Annotated in this window: 14 protein-coding genes; 7 read left to right on the top strand and 7 right to left on the bottom strand. The window is 69.6% G+C overall.

Annotated features, from left to right (window positions below):
• The first annotated feature begins 50 nt into the window (after nt 1-50).
• Nucleotides 51-1,595 (top strand): acyl-CoA carboxylase subunit beta, encoded by a 1,545-nt coding sequence (locus N5095_RS10320; RefSeq protein WP_267623034.1) that lies wholly within the window; start codon nt 51-53, stop codon nt 1,593-1,595.
• Nucleotide 1,596: 1 nt separating this feature from the next.
• Nucleotides 1,597-1,908, top strand: coding sequence for a DUF8022 family protein (locus N5095_RS10315; RefSeq protein ID WP_267622721.1), 312 nt, complete (start codon nt 1,597-1,599; stop codon nt 1,906-1,908).
• On the opposite strand, the gene N5095_RS10310 is transcribed toward N5095_RS10315, so the two are convergent.
• The 3 genes from N5095_RS10310 to N5095_RS10300 all read right to left on the bottom strand — a co-directional run bounded on the left by N5095_RS10310 (nt 1,905) and on the right by N5095_RS10300 (nt 5,257).
• Nucleotides 1,905-2,447, bottom strand: a complete 543-nt coding sequence (locus N5095_RS10310; protein WP_267622720.1) for a hypothetical protein — start codon at nt 2,445-2,447, stop codon at nt 1,905-1,907. The genes N5095_RS10315 and N5095_RS10310 overlap by 4 nt on opposite strands.
• Nucleotides 2,448-2,527: 80 nt before the next feature.
• A complete protein-coding gene (locus N5095_RS10305; RefSeq protein ID WP_267622719.1) occupies nt 2,528-3,592 on the bottom strand; it encodes a hypothetical protein in 1,065 nt (354 codons plus the stop codon).
• A gap of 186 nt (nt 3,593-3,778) precedes the next feature.
• Complete coding sequence (locus tag N5095_RS10300) at nt 3,779-5,257, bottom strand: cytochrome P450 (RefSeq protein ID WP_267622718.1); 1,479 nt, start codon at nt 5,255-5,257, stop codon at nt 3,779-3,781.
• Between the two features lie 82 nt (nt 5,258-5,339).
• On the opposite strand from N5095_RS10300, the gene N5095_RS22365 reads away from it, so the two are divergent.
• Complete coding sequence (locus N5095_RS22365; RefSeq protein WP_267622717.1) at nt 5,340-5,990, top strand: helix-turn-helix domain-containing protein; 651 nt, start codon at nt 5,340-5,342, stop codon at nt 5,988-5,990.
• Nucleotides 5,991-6,015: 25 nt separating this feature from the next.
• On the opposite strand, the gene N5095_RS10290 is transcribed toward N5095_RS22365, so the two are convergent.
• Nucleotides 6,016-6,513, bottom strand: a complete 498-nt coding sequence (locus N5095_RS10290) for a YciE/YciF ferroxidase family protein (protein WP_267622715.1) — start codon at nt 6,511-6,513, stop codon at nt 6,016-6,018.
• 105 nt (nt 6,514-6,618) lie between these two features.
• Nucleotides 6,619-8,115 (bottom strand): cytochrome P450, encoded by a 1,497-nt coding sequence (locus tag N5095_RS10285; RefSeq protein WP_267622714.1) that lies wholly within the window; start codon nt 8,113-8,115, stop codon nt 6,619-6,621.
• A gap of 82 nt (nt 8,116-8,197) precedes the next feature.
• On the opposite strand from N5095_RS10285, the gene N5095_RS10280 reads away from it, so the two are divergent.
• Nucleotides 8,198-8,854, top strand: a complete 657-nt coding sequence (locus N5095_RS10280; RefSeq protein ID WP_267622713.1) for a helix-turn-helix domain-containing protein — start codon at nt 8,198-8,200, stop codon at nt 8,852-8,854.
• Nucleotides 8,855-9,014: 160 nt separating this feature from the next.
• Here N5095_RS10280 and N5095_RS10275 read toward each other — a convergent pair whose 3' ends face one another.
• Complete coding sequence (locus N5095_RS10275; protein WP_267622712.1) at nt 9,015-9,503, bottom strand: MOSC domain-containing protein; 489 nt, start codon at nt 9,501-9,503, stop codon at nt 9,015-9,017.
• A 352-nt stretch (nt 9,504-9,855) separates the two neighbouring features.
• Between N5095_RS10275 and N5095_RS10270 the strand changes: the two genes are divergently transcribed.
• The 3 genes from N5095_RS10270 to N5095_RS10260 all read left to right on the top strand — a co-directional run bounded on the left by N5095_RS10270 (nt 9,856) and on the right by N5095_RS10260 (nt 13,067).
• The gene (locus tag N5095_RS10270; RefSeq protein WP_267622711.1) at nt 9,856-11,670 is read left to right on the top strand and encodes an acetyl-CoA carboxylase biotin carboxylase subunit; all 1,815 of its coding nucleotides are present in this window, start codon (nt 9,856-9,858) and stop codon (nt 11,668-11,670) included.
• A 251-nt stretch (nt 11,671-11,921) separates the two neighbouring features.
• Entirely contained in the window at nt 11,922-12,320 is a 399-nt protein-coding gene (locus tag N5095_RS10265) for an Ig-like domain-containing protein (protein ID WP_267622710.1), read from the top strand.
• A gap of 72 nt (nt 12,321-12,392) precedes the next feature.
• Nucleotides 12,393-13,067, top strand: coding sequence for a DUF4166 domain-containing protein (locus tag N5095_RS10260; RefSeq protein ID WP_267622709.1), 675 nt, complete (start codon nt 12,393-12,395; stop codon nt 13,065-13,067).
• Nucleotides 13,068-13,100: 33 nt separating this feature from the next.
• On the opposite strand, the gene N5095_RS10255 is transcribed toward N5095_RS10260, so the two are convergent.
• Nucleotides 13,101-13,859, bottom strand: coding sequence for an isopentenyl phosphate kinase (locus N5095_RS10255; protein ID WP_267622708.1), 759 nt, complete (start codon nt 13,857-13,859; stop codon nt 13,101-13,103).

The following is a 13,859-nucleotide window of genomic DNA, read 5'->3' as shown; positions in this document are numbered from 1 at the left end:
CGCCTGTGGGGGACGGGAAAGACAATGACAGACGGTGGTCCCGAATGACGATGGAGGACCGCATCGACGAACTCCGCGAGAAGCGCGAGGAGGCGCTCCTCGGCGGCGGCGAGGACCGAATCGAGTCCCAGCACGACCGCGGGAAGATGACCGCCCGCGAGCGCATCGACTACTTCCTCGACGACGGGACGTTCAAGGAGTTCGACCGGTTCCGGACCCACGACACCCACAAGTTCGGGATGGAGGAGAAGAAGCTGTACGGCGACGGCGTCGTCACCGGTTACGGCGAGGTGAACGGCCGCAAGGTGTTCGTCTTCGCCCACGACTTCACGATCTTCGGCGGCTCGCTCGGCGAGGTGTTCGCCGAGAAGATCTGCAAGCTGATGGACAAGGCGGTGGAGGTCGGCGCGCCCGTCGTCGGCCTCAACGACTCCGCCGGCGCCCGCATCCAGGAGGGCGTGAAATCCCTCGGCGGGTTCGGCGAAATCTTCCGGCGCAACACCGAGGCGTCCGGCGTCGTCCCGCAGATTTCGGCCATCATGGGTCCCTGCGCCGGCGGAGCGGTCTACTCGCCCGCGCTGACGGACTTCACGTTCATGGTGAAGGACACCAGCCACATGTTCATCACCGGGCCGGACGTCATCAAGACGGTCACCGGCGAGGAGGTCACCTTCGAGGAACTCGGCGGCGCGAAGACCCACGCCGGCACCTCCGGGGTCGCCCACTTCGCCGAGGACGGCGAGGAGGAGACCCTCGACCACATCGCCCGCCTGCTCTCTTACCTCCCGCAGAACAACGTCGAGGACCCGCCGCGGGTAGAGCCGTGGGACGACCCCGAGCGCGCCGACGAGGAACTCACCGAAATCGTCCCCGACCAGCCCCGGAAGCCGTACGACATCACGGACGTTATCGAGTCGGTCGCCGACGAGGGGTCGTTCTTCGAGGTGCAGGCGCGCTTCGCGAAGAACGTCGTCGTCGGCTTCGCCCGCCTCGACGGCCGTTCCGTCGGCGTGGTCGCCAACCAGCCCCGCGTCAACGCCGGGACGCTCGACATCGAGGCCAGCGAGAAGGCCTCGCGGTTCGTCCGCACCTGCGACTCGTTCAACGTCCCCATCCTCACCTTCGTCGACGTGCCCGGCTTCCTCCCCGGCACCGACCAGGAGCACAACGGCATCATCCGCCACGGCGCGAAACTCCTCTACGCCTACTCCGAAGCGACGGTTCCGCTGATGACCGTCATCACGCGGAAAGCCTACGGCGGCGCCTACGACGTGATGGCCTCGAAGCATCTCGGCGCCGACGTGAACTACGCGTGGCCCACCGCGGAAATCGCCGTCATGGGCCCCCAGGGCGCCGTCAACATCCTCTACAGCGAAGAACTGGAGGACGCGGAGGACCCCGACGCCCGCCGCGACGAACTCATCGAGGAGTACCGCCAGGAGTTCGCGAACCCCTACACCGCCGCCGACAAGGGGTTCATCGACGACGTCATCGAGCCGACGGAGACGCGCGCTCGCCTGGTCTCGGACCTCGAGATGCTCAAGAGCAAGCGCGATTCGCTCCCGGACAAGAAACACGGCAACATCCCGCTCTGAGATGGCCGGAGAGAACGAGGACGGGACGGGACAGGCCGTCGACGACCCGGCGACGCTCGGCGACGCCCTGACGCTCCCGGACGACGCGGACTCGGAGGAGGCCGCCGCCATCGTCGCCGCGCTCGGCGCGCACCTCCGCGACCAGGCCGCCGCCGCGGCCGCCGCGGGCGGCGAGGAGGACGAAGAGACGTGGCAGGACCGCAAGTGGGCCTACGCGGGGCGCATCGAGTCGCTCCAAGGTCGCCGGATTCGGGTTCCCAGCGGTGCGCCGACCGACGGGTGGGCCGCGTCCGGTCGAGCGGACCGATTTTAGAGGCGCCCTCGCGTCGCCGTCCTCTCGACGGTATCGTTGGTACCGCGCTGGGTGACGGTGACCCGGTTCGGTAGTTCTTCTCCGCTCGCGACGACGACCCGGTAGTGCTGGAGAGCGGCGTCGCACACGACAGCCGTCTCGCCCGTCCGCTCCGGCCCCTCTCCTCGACGAACGACCAGTTTCAGACCGTCCTCGTCGGCCTCGACCGACGCGAGCGACGCGCCCCAGCAGGTGTAGAGGTAGCCGTTCACGACGACCCGTCCCGGCTCGAACGCGATTCGGACCGTCGCCCGCCTAGGCATCTCCGAGTAGTCGGTGTCGATTTCGGTGAGTCTGGCGGTCAGAGGTCCGTGCTCGCGACAGCGAGCGGTCCCCGATTCGTCGCCCGCCCGGGTCGAGTCCGGAGTCTCACAGGGTGAGACGGCGGTCGCCGTGTCGGTCGAGGCGCTTTCGGGGCCGTCGGTCTCGGTGGACGGGACGGAGCCGAGGCAGCCTGCGGCCGCGAACGGGAGGAGGGCCAGCAGCGAGCGGCGGCGCATGGGTGGCGCTCGGAACCGTCCGACAAGTGTCTTCCCCTCGGTCGGTCGGCGACCGACCAGCGTGCGGAGGGGTACTCGACTCAGCGTCGGCGGAGCGCGTAGAGCGTCTGATACGCCGCGGTCGACAGGACGAGCCCACCGACCAGCGCACCGACGAGGAGGAGCGGTGAGCCGGTCAGTCCGGAGAAGCGGCCGCCGAGCGCGTTCGTGACGCCGGGTCCGCCGAGGTCACCGATGCCGCCGGTCGACGTGGCGTTCCCCGCGTCGTCCACCGACGCGGCGGGCGTCCCGGTCCTCTGCGTCCGGTTCGCGTCCGCCGTTCCGTTCTCGGTCGTCGTCCCGTTCCCGACCGCAGTCCGGTTCTCGGCCGTCGACTGGGTCGTCTCCGGCGTCTCGTTCGCGCTCGTCGTCGCGTCCTCGGCCACTGTCCCGTTCTCCGGCGTCCGCGTCACCGTCGTCGTCTCGTTCGAGACGCGAACCCGAATCGAGTCGCTCGTGCCGACGACCCGGTCGCCGGCGTAGACCTCGGCGTACACTCGGTAGCTCCCGGGGTCGAGAGTCGCCAGCGCGGTGTAGTTACCATCCCCCGACTCGGTCGCGTTCATCCGAGAGATACCGTCGGGACCGCGGACGACCACCCGAACGTCGTCGACCGCCGGCGCGGCGGTCACCTCGCGGGGGGTGACCGAGAACACCGTCGGTCCGTAGCCCGCGGACCCGCGTACCGACAGCGTCGTCTCGTACCCGGCGACGACGACCGGCACCGCGTCCTCCGTGGTGCCGTTCTCGTCCCGGGTCGACACGACGTACTCGCCGGGCGCGAGCCCCCTCGTCGACAGGGTCACCGAGTCGTCGCCCCGAACGCGGCGCTCCGTGACGACCGACCCGTTCCCGTCGGAGAGACGGAGCGACTGGACCTCCGACGGTACCGTGACGAGCGCCGTCAGCGGGTCGCCAGCCTGGACGCGACCCACGGAGGAGACGGTGTGCGTCTCGTTCGCGTACGAGACGGTCCGCGTCTCGGTCTGGACCGAACTCTCGAGCACGATTTGTCCCTCACCCTGTGCGACCACGCCGAGAGAGACGGCCGACAGGCCGGTCACGGCGAGCAGGAGCAACCCTATCCGTTTGCTGGGGACGTTCACGCCCCTTCCTGTCAGGTCGTCCGGTAAAATCTTTTCAATATCTACTTTTGATTAGTCAGTGCTGATAGGTTCGTCCCGGTAACGGTGGTCGACAGCGGGCCACGGTGGACCACAGCGACGGGCGACCGCCTCGAGGGTCGCGTCGCGGGGTCCTGTCCGCGACGGTGTAAACGATATTTCGGACGGTCACCGCGTCCGGACCCGCATCCGGACCTCGCCGGGGTCGAGCACGAGGCGCGGTGCCGGCTCGACGGCGCCGGCGCGCTCGAAGCGAACCCGTCGTGCGATAGTCGCGAGCGCGAGTTTCGTCTCCATCGTCGCGAACCGCATGCCGATGCAGTGTCTGGGACCGCCGCCGAACGGGAAGTAGGCGTACTCCGGTCGGTCGGCGTCGCCGTCGTCGCTCACGCCGCCGTCGCCCCCGCTGCCGCTCTCGAAATCTCCGCTCAGCCACCGCTCCGGTCTGAACTCGCCGGGGGCGTCCCACCACCGCGAGTCGCGCTGGACGTGATACGTCGCGAGCTGGAGCGTCGCGTCCGCGGGAATCGCGTAGCCGCCGAGCGTCGTGTCCGTCTTCGGCTGCCGGTAGAGGCTGTAGACGGGTGGGAAGAGCCGCATCGCCTCCCGCACGACGGCCTCGGTGTAGTCGAGCGCCGGGAGGTCCGCGAGCGTCGGGTCGCGCCCGTCGAGCACGCCCGCCAGTTCCTCGTCGAGTCGGGAGCGGACCTGCGGGTGGCCGCCGAGCAGCCAGCAGGCGTACGAGAGCGCCGTCGCGGTGGTCTCGTGGCCGGCGAAGAGGAACGTGACCAGTTGGTCGCGCACCGTCGACTCGTCCATCGTCGACCCGTCCGGGAACGCGGCGTCGAGCATCGCCGTCAGCAGGTCGTCGTGCTCGCTACCGTCGCCGGGCGCCCCGCGGCGCTCCTCGATTAGTGTCCCGACGAGGTCGTCGAGGTCGGCCATGGCCCGCCGGTAGCGGCGCTCCGGCGGGGTCGGGAGCCAGTCGGGGGCGAACGACCAGGCGCTCGTCGTCAGCCCGGCGATGGAGTCGGCGGCCTCGCGGACGGTCGCGCCGCGCTCGGCGTCGAGGTCCACGTCGAGGAGCGTCCGGGCGAGCACCGACAGCGTGTACGACGACAGGTCGTCGCGAAGCGAGACGACCTCGCCGTCCGCCCAGCCGTCGGTCATCGTCGCCGCGTCGTCGACCATCGTCTCGGCGAACGTCCCGAGTCGCGCGGGCGTGAACGCAGGCTGGAGCAGCCGACGCTGGCGGCGCCAGCGCTCGCCCTCGACGGTGGCGAGCCCCTCCGGCGCGAGCAACGAGAGGAATTCGGTCTCGTACTCCCCCTTCCGGAACTCGTCGCTCCGGGAGACGAGCACCGCCTCGACGAGCGCGGGGTCGAAGACGGCGACGAACCGCTCGCCCAGCGCGTCGTAGGCGACCACGTCCCCCCGCTCCTGCAGACGGTCGCCGAACGCGAGCCCCTCCCGGAGCAGCGCGGGGGTGCTACCGAGGAGTGGAAGCCCGTCGTGCTCCGGCGGCGATGGAGCGACTTCGGGGTCGTCGCGCTCCGAATCGATGGCGGCCGCTGCGGGCGCCGGTGACTCCTCCCGGTCGGTCGGCGCTCGGGAACGTCGGTCGGCGAGTGGGTCTGCGTCGGTCATCACGTCGAAGTCGGCGGCGGACCCCCCTCGTCGTTGCCGCGAACGGCTGAACCTTTTTATCAGTCCCGCCGCGACTCGGGGCGTGAAGTCCCTCGACGTGACGCTCCGGCTCCCGCCGCCGATGCGTCTTCCGGTCCCCGAGTCGGCGGAGGCGGCCGTCGAACGCGAGGAGATGGTCGCGTGGCAGGGCCATGCGGACGGCACCGTCTCCTTTCTCTCCGTCGTCGCCGGCGACCTCGCGGTCGTCAGGGCGGCCGTCGCCGACCTCGACCCGGTACAGTCGGTCGAGTTCGCCCCCATCGACGACGACACGTTCTACCTCTACGCCGAGATGGAGACGACGCCCGCCGACGTGGCCCTCTGGGAGACGTTCGAGGAGCGCCGGCTCGTCGTCGTCCCGCCGGTCGTGTATCTGGACACCGACGTCGTCCGGCTGACCGTCCTCGGCGACCCCGACGCCCTCCGCGGGGTCGTCGCCGACCTCCCCGACGAGGTCGGCGTCGAGGTCGACCGCCTGAGCGACCATCGCCACCCCGCGACCTCGCTCGCGGGGCGGCTCACGAACCGACAGTTCGAGGCCGTCCGGACCGCCCGCGAACTCGGGTACTACGAGGTCCCGCGCGAGGCGTCGCTCGCGGCGGTCGCCGACGCGCTCGACTGCTCGGAGAGCGCGGCGTCGACGCTGCTGCGGAAGGGTGAGCGGGCGCTCGTCGACGCGGCGTTCCCGGGGTAGAAGCGAAAAAGGGTGCGGTGAGGAGTTACTGGGACGCCTCGACCGTCTGCTGGTCGAACTGCTCGGTGAGTTCCGCGACCTCGTCCAGCGCCTGCTCTTCCTCGCGGAGGATGCTCTCGAGGGTATCGGCGGCGTCGTCGTGGCCGAGCTTCTCGGCCAGCGACGTGAGCGTCCCGTAGGAGGCGATTTCGTAGTGCTCCGACTTCTGTGCGGCGAGCATGTTGTAGCGGTCGAGCGCCTCGGCGTCCGGGTCGCCGTCGACGAACTCCTCGTGCTGCCGAATCATCGCGTCGACGACGGGGTCCTCGTGCGCCTCGGCCTCGTGGCCGATGGAGTCGAAGACCTCCTCCAGCCGCTCGACGTGACGCTGCGTCTCCTCGCGGTGCTCGGAGAAGGCGTTCTTCGCGTCTTCACTCGACGAACTGGACTCGAGGTCCTCCAGCGCGTCCGTAAGCTGCTGTTCCGTGTAGTACATCTCCTGCAGACCTTCGACGAACAGGTCCTCGATAGACTGAGCGGACATTGCGATAGAAACCGCGCGCGAAACGTGCTTGGACGCGGGGGCTGTGAGTATCGGGGATTTATCCGTCTCCCGACGCAGTCTGTCGATTTCGACTCGGCACCCCCGTCACTCCGTCCGCGACCGAACCCGGACCCGAACTGGCTCCTCGGGCCGCATCGTCCCCGCCGCGACGAAGTCGGGGTCCGGGTCCGAACGAAGGTCGAACGCCCATCGACGGACGAACGTCGCCAGTGCGAGTTTCATCTCCAGCGTGGCGAAGCGCATCCCGATGCAGTGGCGCGGCCCGCCGCCGAACGGGAAGTACGCGTACTCGGGGAGGTCGGCCTCCATCTCGTCGGTCCAGCGCTCGGGACGGAACGCGTCGGGGTCGTCGTACCAGCGCGGGTCGTTGTGGATGCGAAACGCCGGGAGCGTGAGCGTGGTGCCGGGGGCGACCCGGTAGCCGCCGACCGTCGTCGGCTCGACCGGTTCGCGGAACAGCACGGCGGCGGGCGGGTAGCGCCGCAGCGTCTCCGTCAGCACCCGGTCGGTGTAGTCGAGGTGACGAACGTCGGCGGCGCCGAGTCGGCCGTCGCCGGCGACCGTCTCGACCTCCTCGCGCAGTCGGTCGGCCTTCTCGGGGTGTTGTGAGAGCAAGAGAATCGCGTACGACAGCGCCAGCGAGGAGGTCTCGTGGCCGGCAAAGAGCATCGTGACGAGGTGGTCCCGGAGTTTCCGGTCGGACAGCCCCGACCCGTCCTCGAAGGAGACGGCGAGCAGGAGCGAGAGGAGGTCCTCGCCCGGCGGGTCGCCGGCCTCGTCGCTCGTCGAGGCGCGCCGTTCGGCGATTAGCTCCCCGACGAGGTCGTCGAACGCGGCCGTCGCGCGGTCGAACCGCCGGTTCGCGGGCGTCGGCACCCAGTTGGGGAGGAACGCCGTCAACGAAGAGGCGTCGGCGCGCTCCTGTACGGCGAGCGTCGCGTCGTGGATGACCTCGGCGCGTTCGTCCATCTCCACGTCGAACAGCGTCTTCGTCAGCACGTCGAGGGTGAACGCCGACAACTCCTCGGTCAGGTCGAGCACCTCGCCGTCTCGCCACGAGTCGGCGCGCCCCTCGGCGATTCGCGCCATCGACTCGCCGTAGGCCTCGATGCGCTCGCGGTAGAACGTCGGCTGCATCGCCGTGCGGTTCCGACGCCACTCCTCGCCGTCCTGCAGGAACAGTCCCTCCTCGATGAACGACCCGCCGGAGCGTCGCAGGAGGTCCGGCTTGCGGAACTCGGCCACGTCGTTCTCGAGGACGCGCTTGACGTACTCGGGACGCAGCAGGGTGACGAACTCGTTGCCGGCGATGCTGTAGCCGGCCACGTCCCCCTCGCGGGCGAGCGTCTCGTAGTAGCCGTACGGGTCGCGCAGGAACTGGAACGTGTTGCCGACGAGGGGCCACCCGTCGGGTCGAGGCGGACGCGGGGCCGACGGCGGGTCGAGGCGGTCCGAGTCCGCCGCATCCGGGGCGGGCCGTTTCGCGTCGCCGATGGTCGCGTCGTCGTCGCCGATGGTCGCGTCGTCGGCGGGAGCCACCTCGTCGGCCCTGGTGTCGGCGTCGGGGGCAGTCTCGTTCATACACGTGTGTTCGTCGCTCCGGCCCTTCGACGTTCGGTCGTGCATGTGGGGTTATTTATCAGCCACCTCCTATCACCGAGCCGTGAAGTACCTGCATCTCACGCTCCGGGAACCGCCGGAGACGCGTCACCCGATGCAGAGCTTCCTCGTCGAACACGACGGGATGGAGCGCGAGGACCTGCTCATCTGGAACTTCGGCGCCGACGAGGACCACGAGGACGCGCTGTTCTACGTGGTCGGCGATATCGACGCCTACGAGGCGGCCATCGACGACGTGGAGTCCGTGGCCGACTACGACCTCACGCCCGTCGACGACCGTTCCTTCTACTCGTACGTCCACCAGCGAACCCGCGAGAGCGACCTGGCCTTCCGGGAGGCGTTCGCCCGGCGCAACCTCGTGGTCGTCCCGCCCGTCGTGTACGCGAAGGACGGCGCGACGAAGTTCACCGTCGTCGGCGAGGGCGAGGACCTCTCGGCGGTCGTCGACGCTATCCCCGACTCGATGGCCGTCGAGGTCGACCGCGTCGGCGAGTACGACCGCCGACACGCCCGCGTCGGCGCCGCGCTCACCGACCACCAGCGCGAGGTCGTCGCGGCCGCGGTCGACCTGGGGTACTACGCCGTCCCGCGGGAGGCCACCCTGGAGGAGCTCGGGGCGGCGCTCTCGCTCTCGCCGAGCACCGTCTCGGACCACCTCCGGAAGGCCGAAGCCGCGGTGATGGAACGGTTGGTGGAGTAGCACGGCTCGGTCCGGTGTGTCGTCACGCGCCGAGGCGGTGGCACCCGGCGACTCACCGCTCCTGGCGGTGACGACGACCGGTGGAGCAGCCGGCAGGGCGGGAGTTTTCGAGAGCGCTCTCGTGGGCTATCGACCCGGCTCTCGTACTACCGACACGCTCTCAGTCGGACTCCGAAGCCACCGAGACGACCGAATCGCCGACGGCTATCTCGCCGCTCTCGACGATTCGGGCCCGCAATCCGCCCCGGTGGACCAGCGCGTCCTCGACGCCCCGCTTCGACAGACTCCGTTCGAGGTAGTTACAGGGCTCACAGAGTTCGACGCCCTCGCAGACGGCCTCGCCCACGCGGAAGCGTCGACCGACGAGGTGGTTGAGCGCGACGCCGCGGACGGTCACGTTCCGTCGGTGTTCGCCCGGTTCCAGCCCGATGTCGTAGTCGTCCTCGACCGCGTCGAGCGCCTCGGCCTCGATGAGGGTGACCGCGCGGTCGGCGGTGTCGTCGTCGCTCCCCTGCGAGAAGGCGCCCTCGGCGCCGAAGTAGCGGTCGCCGCGGAGGCCGCGACCAGCGACGGCCTCGACGCGCTCGCGCGACTCGACGGCGGCACCGCTCTCGGGTGCCAGGTGGACGTGCTCGACGATGCCGGTCATAGTGGTGTCTACTCGTGAGAGGCCGTTACGGGGTGATAAGACCTCGTGTCGTTCGAAGCGGTGGCCAGTCGAGCAGGCGGAGTACGACGGTCGATTTCGTCCTCCACGGAAGCCCCCGGTCCTCCACGGAAGCCCCCGGGTCCTTTCCGGAGCGCCGCCCGTGACGGTCGTCGGGTCCGTCGTCTGCCAGGTATCCGGCGGGTCGTCGCCGCCGCTCGGGGGGTCGCCGAATCCACCTCGGGTCGTCAACCCCGACTGGGTGTGAGTTGACGTGAACCCCTCCGCTCCCCCTCCACCCCCCACCGAGGACCGATAGAATCAGGTGGGCCATGCATGAATTGGATTCCAAGGAATGTTCAGCAAGGTTCTCGTCGCCAACCGAGGGGAGATCGCCGTCCGGGTGATGCGCGCCTGCGAGGAACTGGGCGTCAGAACTGTCGCCGTCTACAGCGACGCCGACAAGCACAGCGGCCACGTGCGCTACGCGGACGAGGCGTACAACGTCGGCCCCGCCCGCGCAGCCGACTCGTACCTCGACCACGAGGCCGTCATCGAGGCGGGCCGGAAGGCCGGCGCCGACGCCGTCCACCCGGGGTACGGGTTCCTCGCCGAGAACGCCGAGTTCGCCGCGAAGGTCGAGGAGTCCGAGATGACGTGGGTCGGCCCGTCCGCCGACGCGATGGAGCGCCTCGGCGAGAAGACCAAGGCACGGAAGCTGATGCAGGAGGCAGACGTGCCGGTCGTCCCCGGTACGACCGACCCCGTCGAGTCCGCCGAGGAGGTCAAGGAGATAGCCGACGAGTACGGCTACCCGGTCGCAATCAAGGCCGAGGGTGGCGGCGGCGGCCGCGGGCTGAAGGTCGTGCAGAACGAGGCGGAGGTCGAAGAGCAGTTGGAGACGGCCCAGCGCGAGGGTGAGGCGTACTTCGACAACGCCTCGGTCTACGTCGAGAAGTACCTCGAAGCGCCGAAACACATCGAGGTGCAGATTCTCGCCGACCACCACGACAACGCCCGCCACCTGGGTGAACGCGACTGCTCGCTCCAGCGCCGTCACCAGAAGGTCATCGAGGAGGCGCCGTCGCCCGCGCTCGACGAGGAACTCCGCGAGGAGATCGGTAACGCGGCTCGCCGCGGGGTGAAGGCCGCCGACTACACCAACGCGGGGACGGTCGAGTTCCTCGTCGAGGACGGGGAGTTCTACTTCATGGAGGTGAACACCCGCATCCAGGTCGAGCACACCTGTACCGAGCAGGTCACCGGCATCGACATCGTGAAGTGGCAGATTCGCGTCGCCAGCGGCGAGGAACTGGCCTTCTCGCAGGACGACGTGGAGATAGAGGGCCACTCGATGGAGTTCCGCATCAACGCGGAGAACGCGGCGAACAACTTCGCACCCGCACCGGGTGGCAAACTGGAGACGTACGACCCACCGGGCGGCATCGGCGTCCGCATGGACGACGCCATCAGACAGGGCGACGACCTGGTGACGGACTACGACTCGATGATCGCGAAACTCATCGTCACCGCCTCCGACCGCGAGGAGTGTCTCGCGCGTTCGGAGCGCGCGCTCGCCGAGTTCGAGATCGAAGGCTTCCACACGATCATCCCGTTCCACCGGTTGATGCTCACCGACGAGCGCTTCCGCGAGGGGAACCACACGACGAAGTACCTCGACGAGGAACTCGACAAGTCCCGCATTCAGGCGGCCGTCGACGAGTGGGGCCCACAGGGTGGGAGCGACGGCGACGACGAGGACGAGGAGGTCACGGAGCGTGACTTCACCGTCGAGGTGAACGGCAAGCGCTTCCAAGTCTCCCTGGAGGAGCGCGGCGCCCCCGCCATCCCGACGGGCAGCGGCGGTCGCTCGGGCGGCTCCGGCGGTCGGAAGCGCCCGCCGCAGGCGACGAGCGACGACGACGGCGGGAGCGACGCCGTCGAAATCGAGGGCGACGGCGAGACCGTCGAGGCCGAGATGCAGGGGACCATCCTCTCCGTCGAGGTCGGCGAGGGTGACGAGGTCGAATCCGGCGACGTGCTCTGCGTGCTGGAGGCGATGAAGATGGAGAACGACGTGGTCGCCGAGTCCGGCGGCACCGTCACGCAGGTGCTCGTCGAGGAGGGCGAGAGCGTCGACATGGGCGACGTGCTGGTCGTCATCGAGTAGTCGATTCCGACCCGACTCTCGTACTCCGGGACTCGTCGGTCACCTAGACTAAAACCGTTCTTTGACCGTACGCAGGGGCTATATCTTCGTCCGGCGTAGCGAAGCGTGCATGGTCGGCGGGCCTCCCCCCGCTCGTCGTCCGGTGCCCCGCCGACGTGCGGTCCGGCCCTCCCTCCGTTCTGCCCCGTCCGCTCACGGACGGGACCCCCTTCCCGAAACCACTACAAACCGACCTATCGAGTATCCGACCGATGGTCCCCTCCTCCCGACGACGGCTCCTTCGACTCTCCGGCGTCGCCGCGCTCCCGCTGCTCGCCGGCTGTACCGACACCCCGTTCGAACAGCCACGGGGCGCCCAGGTGGTCAACGACGACGACACCGACCACGAGGTCACGGTTACGGTCGTGGTCGACGGTGACACGAAGATAGACGAGCGCCTCGACGTGGCCGCCGGCGAGACGGCGACCGTCGACCGGCAGCTCCCCGGACCGGGCCTCCTGTTCGCTCGGCAGTTCGAGGCGGGCGCCCGGCTCGAAAACGGGGAGACCGCGAGCGCCTCCGCGGGGTTCTGCGGGAGCGACGGGTTCGACGAGGTGGAGGTGTACGTCGACGACGGGTCGGTGTCGGTCGAGTTCGCGGACGGCGTGTAGGCGCGTCGTCGCCGACGAGGCCCCATGGTCAGCGCACCAACTGCTATACCCCCGCCGCCCCGAGTCCCGACCATGACCGGCGTCTACGAACGTGCTCTCGGCGGCGAGGCCGAAGCCCTCCACCCCATGGTCCGCGACCGCTACGCCCTCGACTCCGACGACCCCGCCGTCTGCGTCGGCCGCGGGGAGATGGACATCAGTCGCGGCACGCACGTCCTCCCCGCGCTGTACGCCATGACCGCGGAGGACCTGCTCTTTCCCGAGGCCGGCCACGACGTGCCGTTCGCGGTGACGACGGCAGGCTATCGGAGCGAGGCGGGCCACGAGGTACTCACGACGCGCCGGGAGTTCGTCTTCCCCGGGCGGCGCCGGCGCTTCGACTCCTCGACGGTGTGGGACGCCGGGAACGACCGCCTGCTCGACTTCCTCGGCCGGATGGGGCGCATCGCCACCGAACTCCACCCCCGCGTGGAGGCCGGCGCGCTCGTCGTCGAGGCGGGGCGACAGTGGCTCCACGTCGGCGACCGGTACGTCCCGCTCCCGGAGGCCCTAGCCGCCTCGGTCGAGGTGCGCGACCGCTACGACGAGGCCGACGAGCGTTTCCACGTGCTCGCGACCGTCGAGAACCCGCTGGCCGGTCATATCCTCAGTTACCGGGGAAGCTTCACACAGGAGACGCGCGCGGTCGACTCGGTGCCCGACGACCTCAGACTCGACCCGGGACTCTCGACGCTGCCGCCGGCGTGAGGCGCCGTTCGCTTCGCACCGGCGGGACCGACGCTACCGCGAGTCGATTCGCGTCCCCGGCGAGCCGCCGTCGAGGAACTCGTCGATGGCGTCGGGGCCGAACACGTGGGCCGGGACGCCGGTCTCGAGGAGGGTGCGGACCTTGCCGGCCATCCCGCCGGTCACGTCGGTGGCGTCGCTCCCGCCGAGGTAGTCGTGGACGTCCTCGAAGGCGCCGATTTCGGGGACGACGGCGCCGTCGAGGTCGAGAACGCCCGGGACGGTCGAACAGAGGCCGACCCGGTCGGCGTCGAGGTCGGCCGCGAGTCGGACGACCAGTTCGTCGCCGGAGAGCACCGACACGCCCTCGCCCGCGTGGACGACGCCGTCGCCGTGGAGGACGGGGACGAACCCCTCGCCGAGCATCGTCTCGACGGTGTCGACGGCGTACGAGAGGGTTCCGTCCTCGTCGCGGGCCGCCGCCGAGAGCGGGTGGACGGGGAGCGCGGGGACGTTCCGGTCGTGGAGTCGGGAGAGCACGGCCTCGTTGAGCGTCAGCATCGCGCCGTGGATGTCCATGGCGGCGCGGAAGTCGCTCGTCCCCTCCGCGGTCGTCACGCCGTGTTCCTTGGCGTGTGGGTGACCGAAGCTCCCGCCGCCGTGGACGAGCACGAGGTCCGAAGTCGCCGGGTCGGGGCCGACGACCGCCGCGGCGACGGCGTCCGCCGCCTCGGTCAGCGTCCGCTCGTCGACCGTCTCCGGGCGCTCCTTTCGCGTGATGACGCTCCCGCCGAGTTTGAGGACGGTGACCAT

The sequence above is a fragment of the Halobium salinum genome (genome assembly GCF_026586625.1).
GTDB lineage: Archaea > Halobacteriota > Halobacteria > Halobacteriales > Haloferacaceae > Halobium > Halobium salinum.
This window is presented reverse-complemented; position numbering and strand designations above follow the sequence as displayed.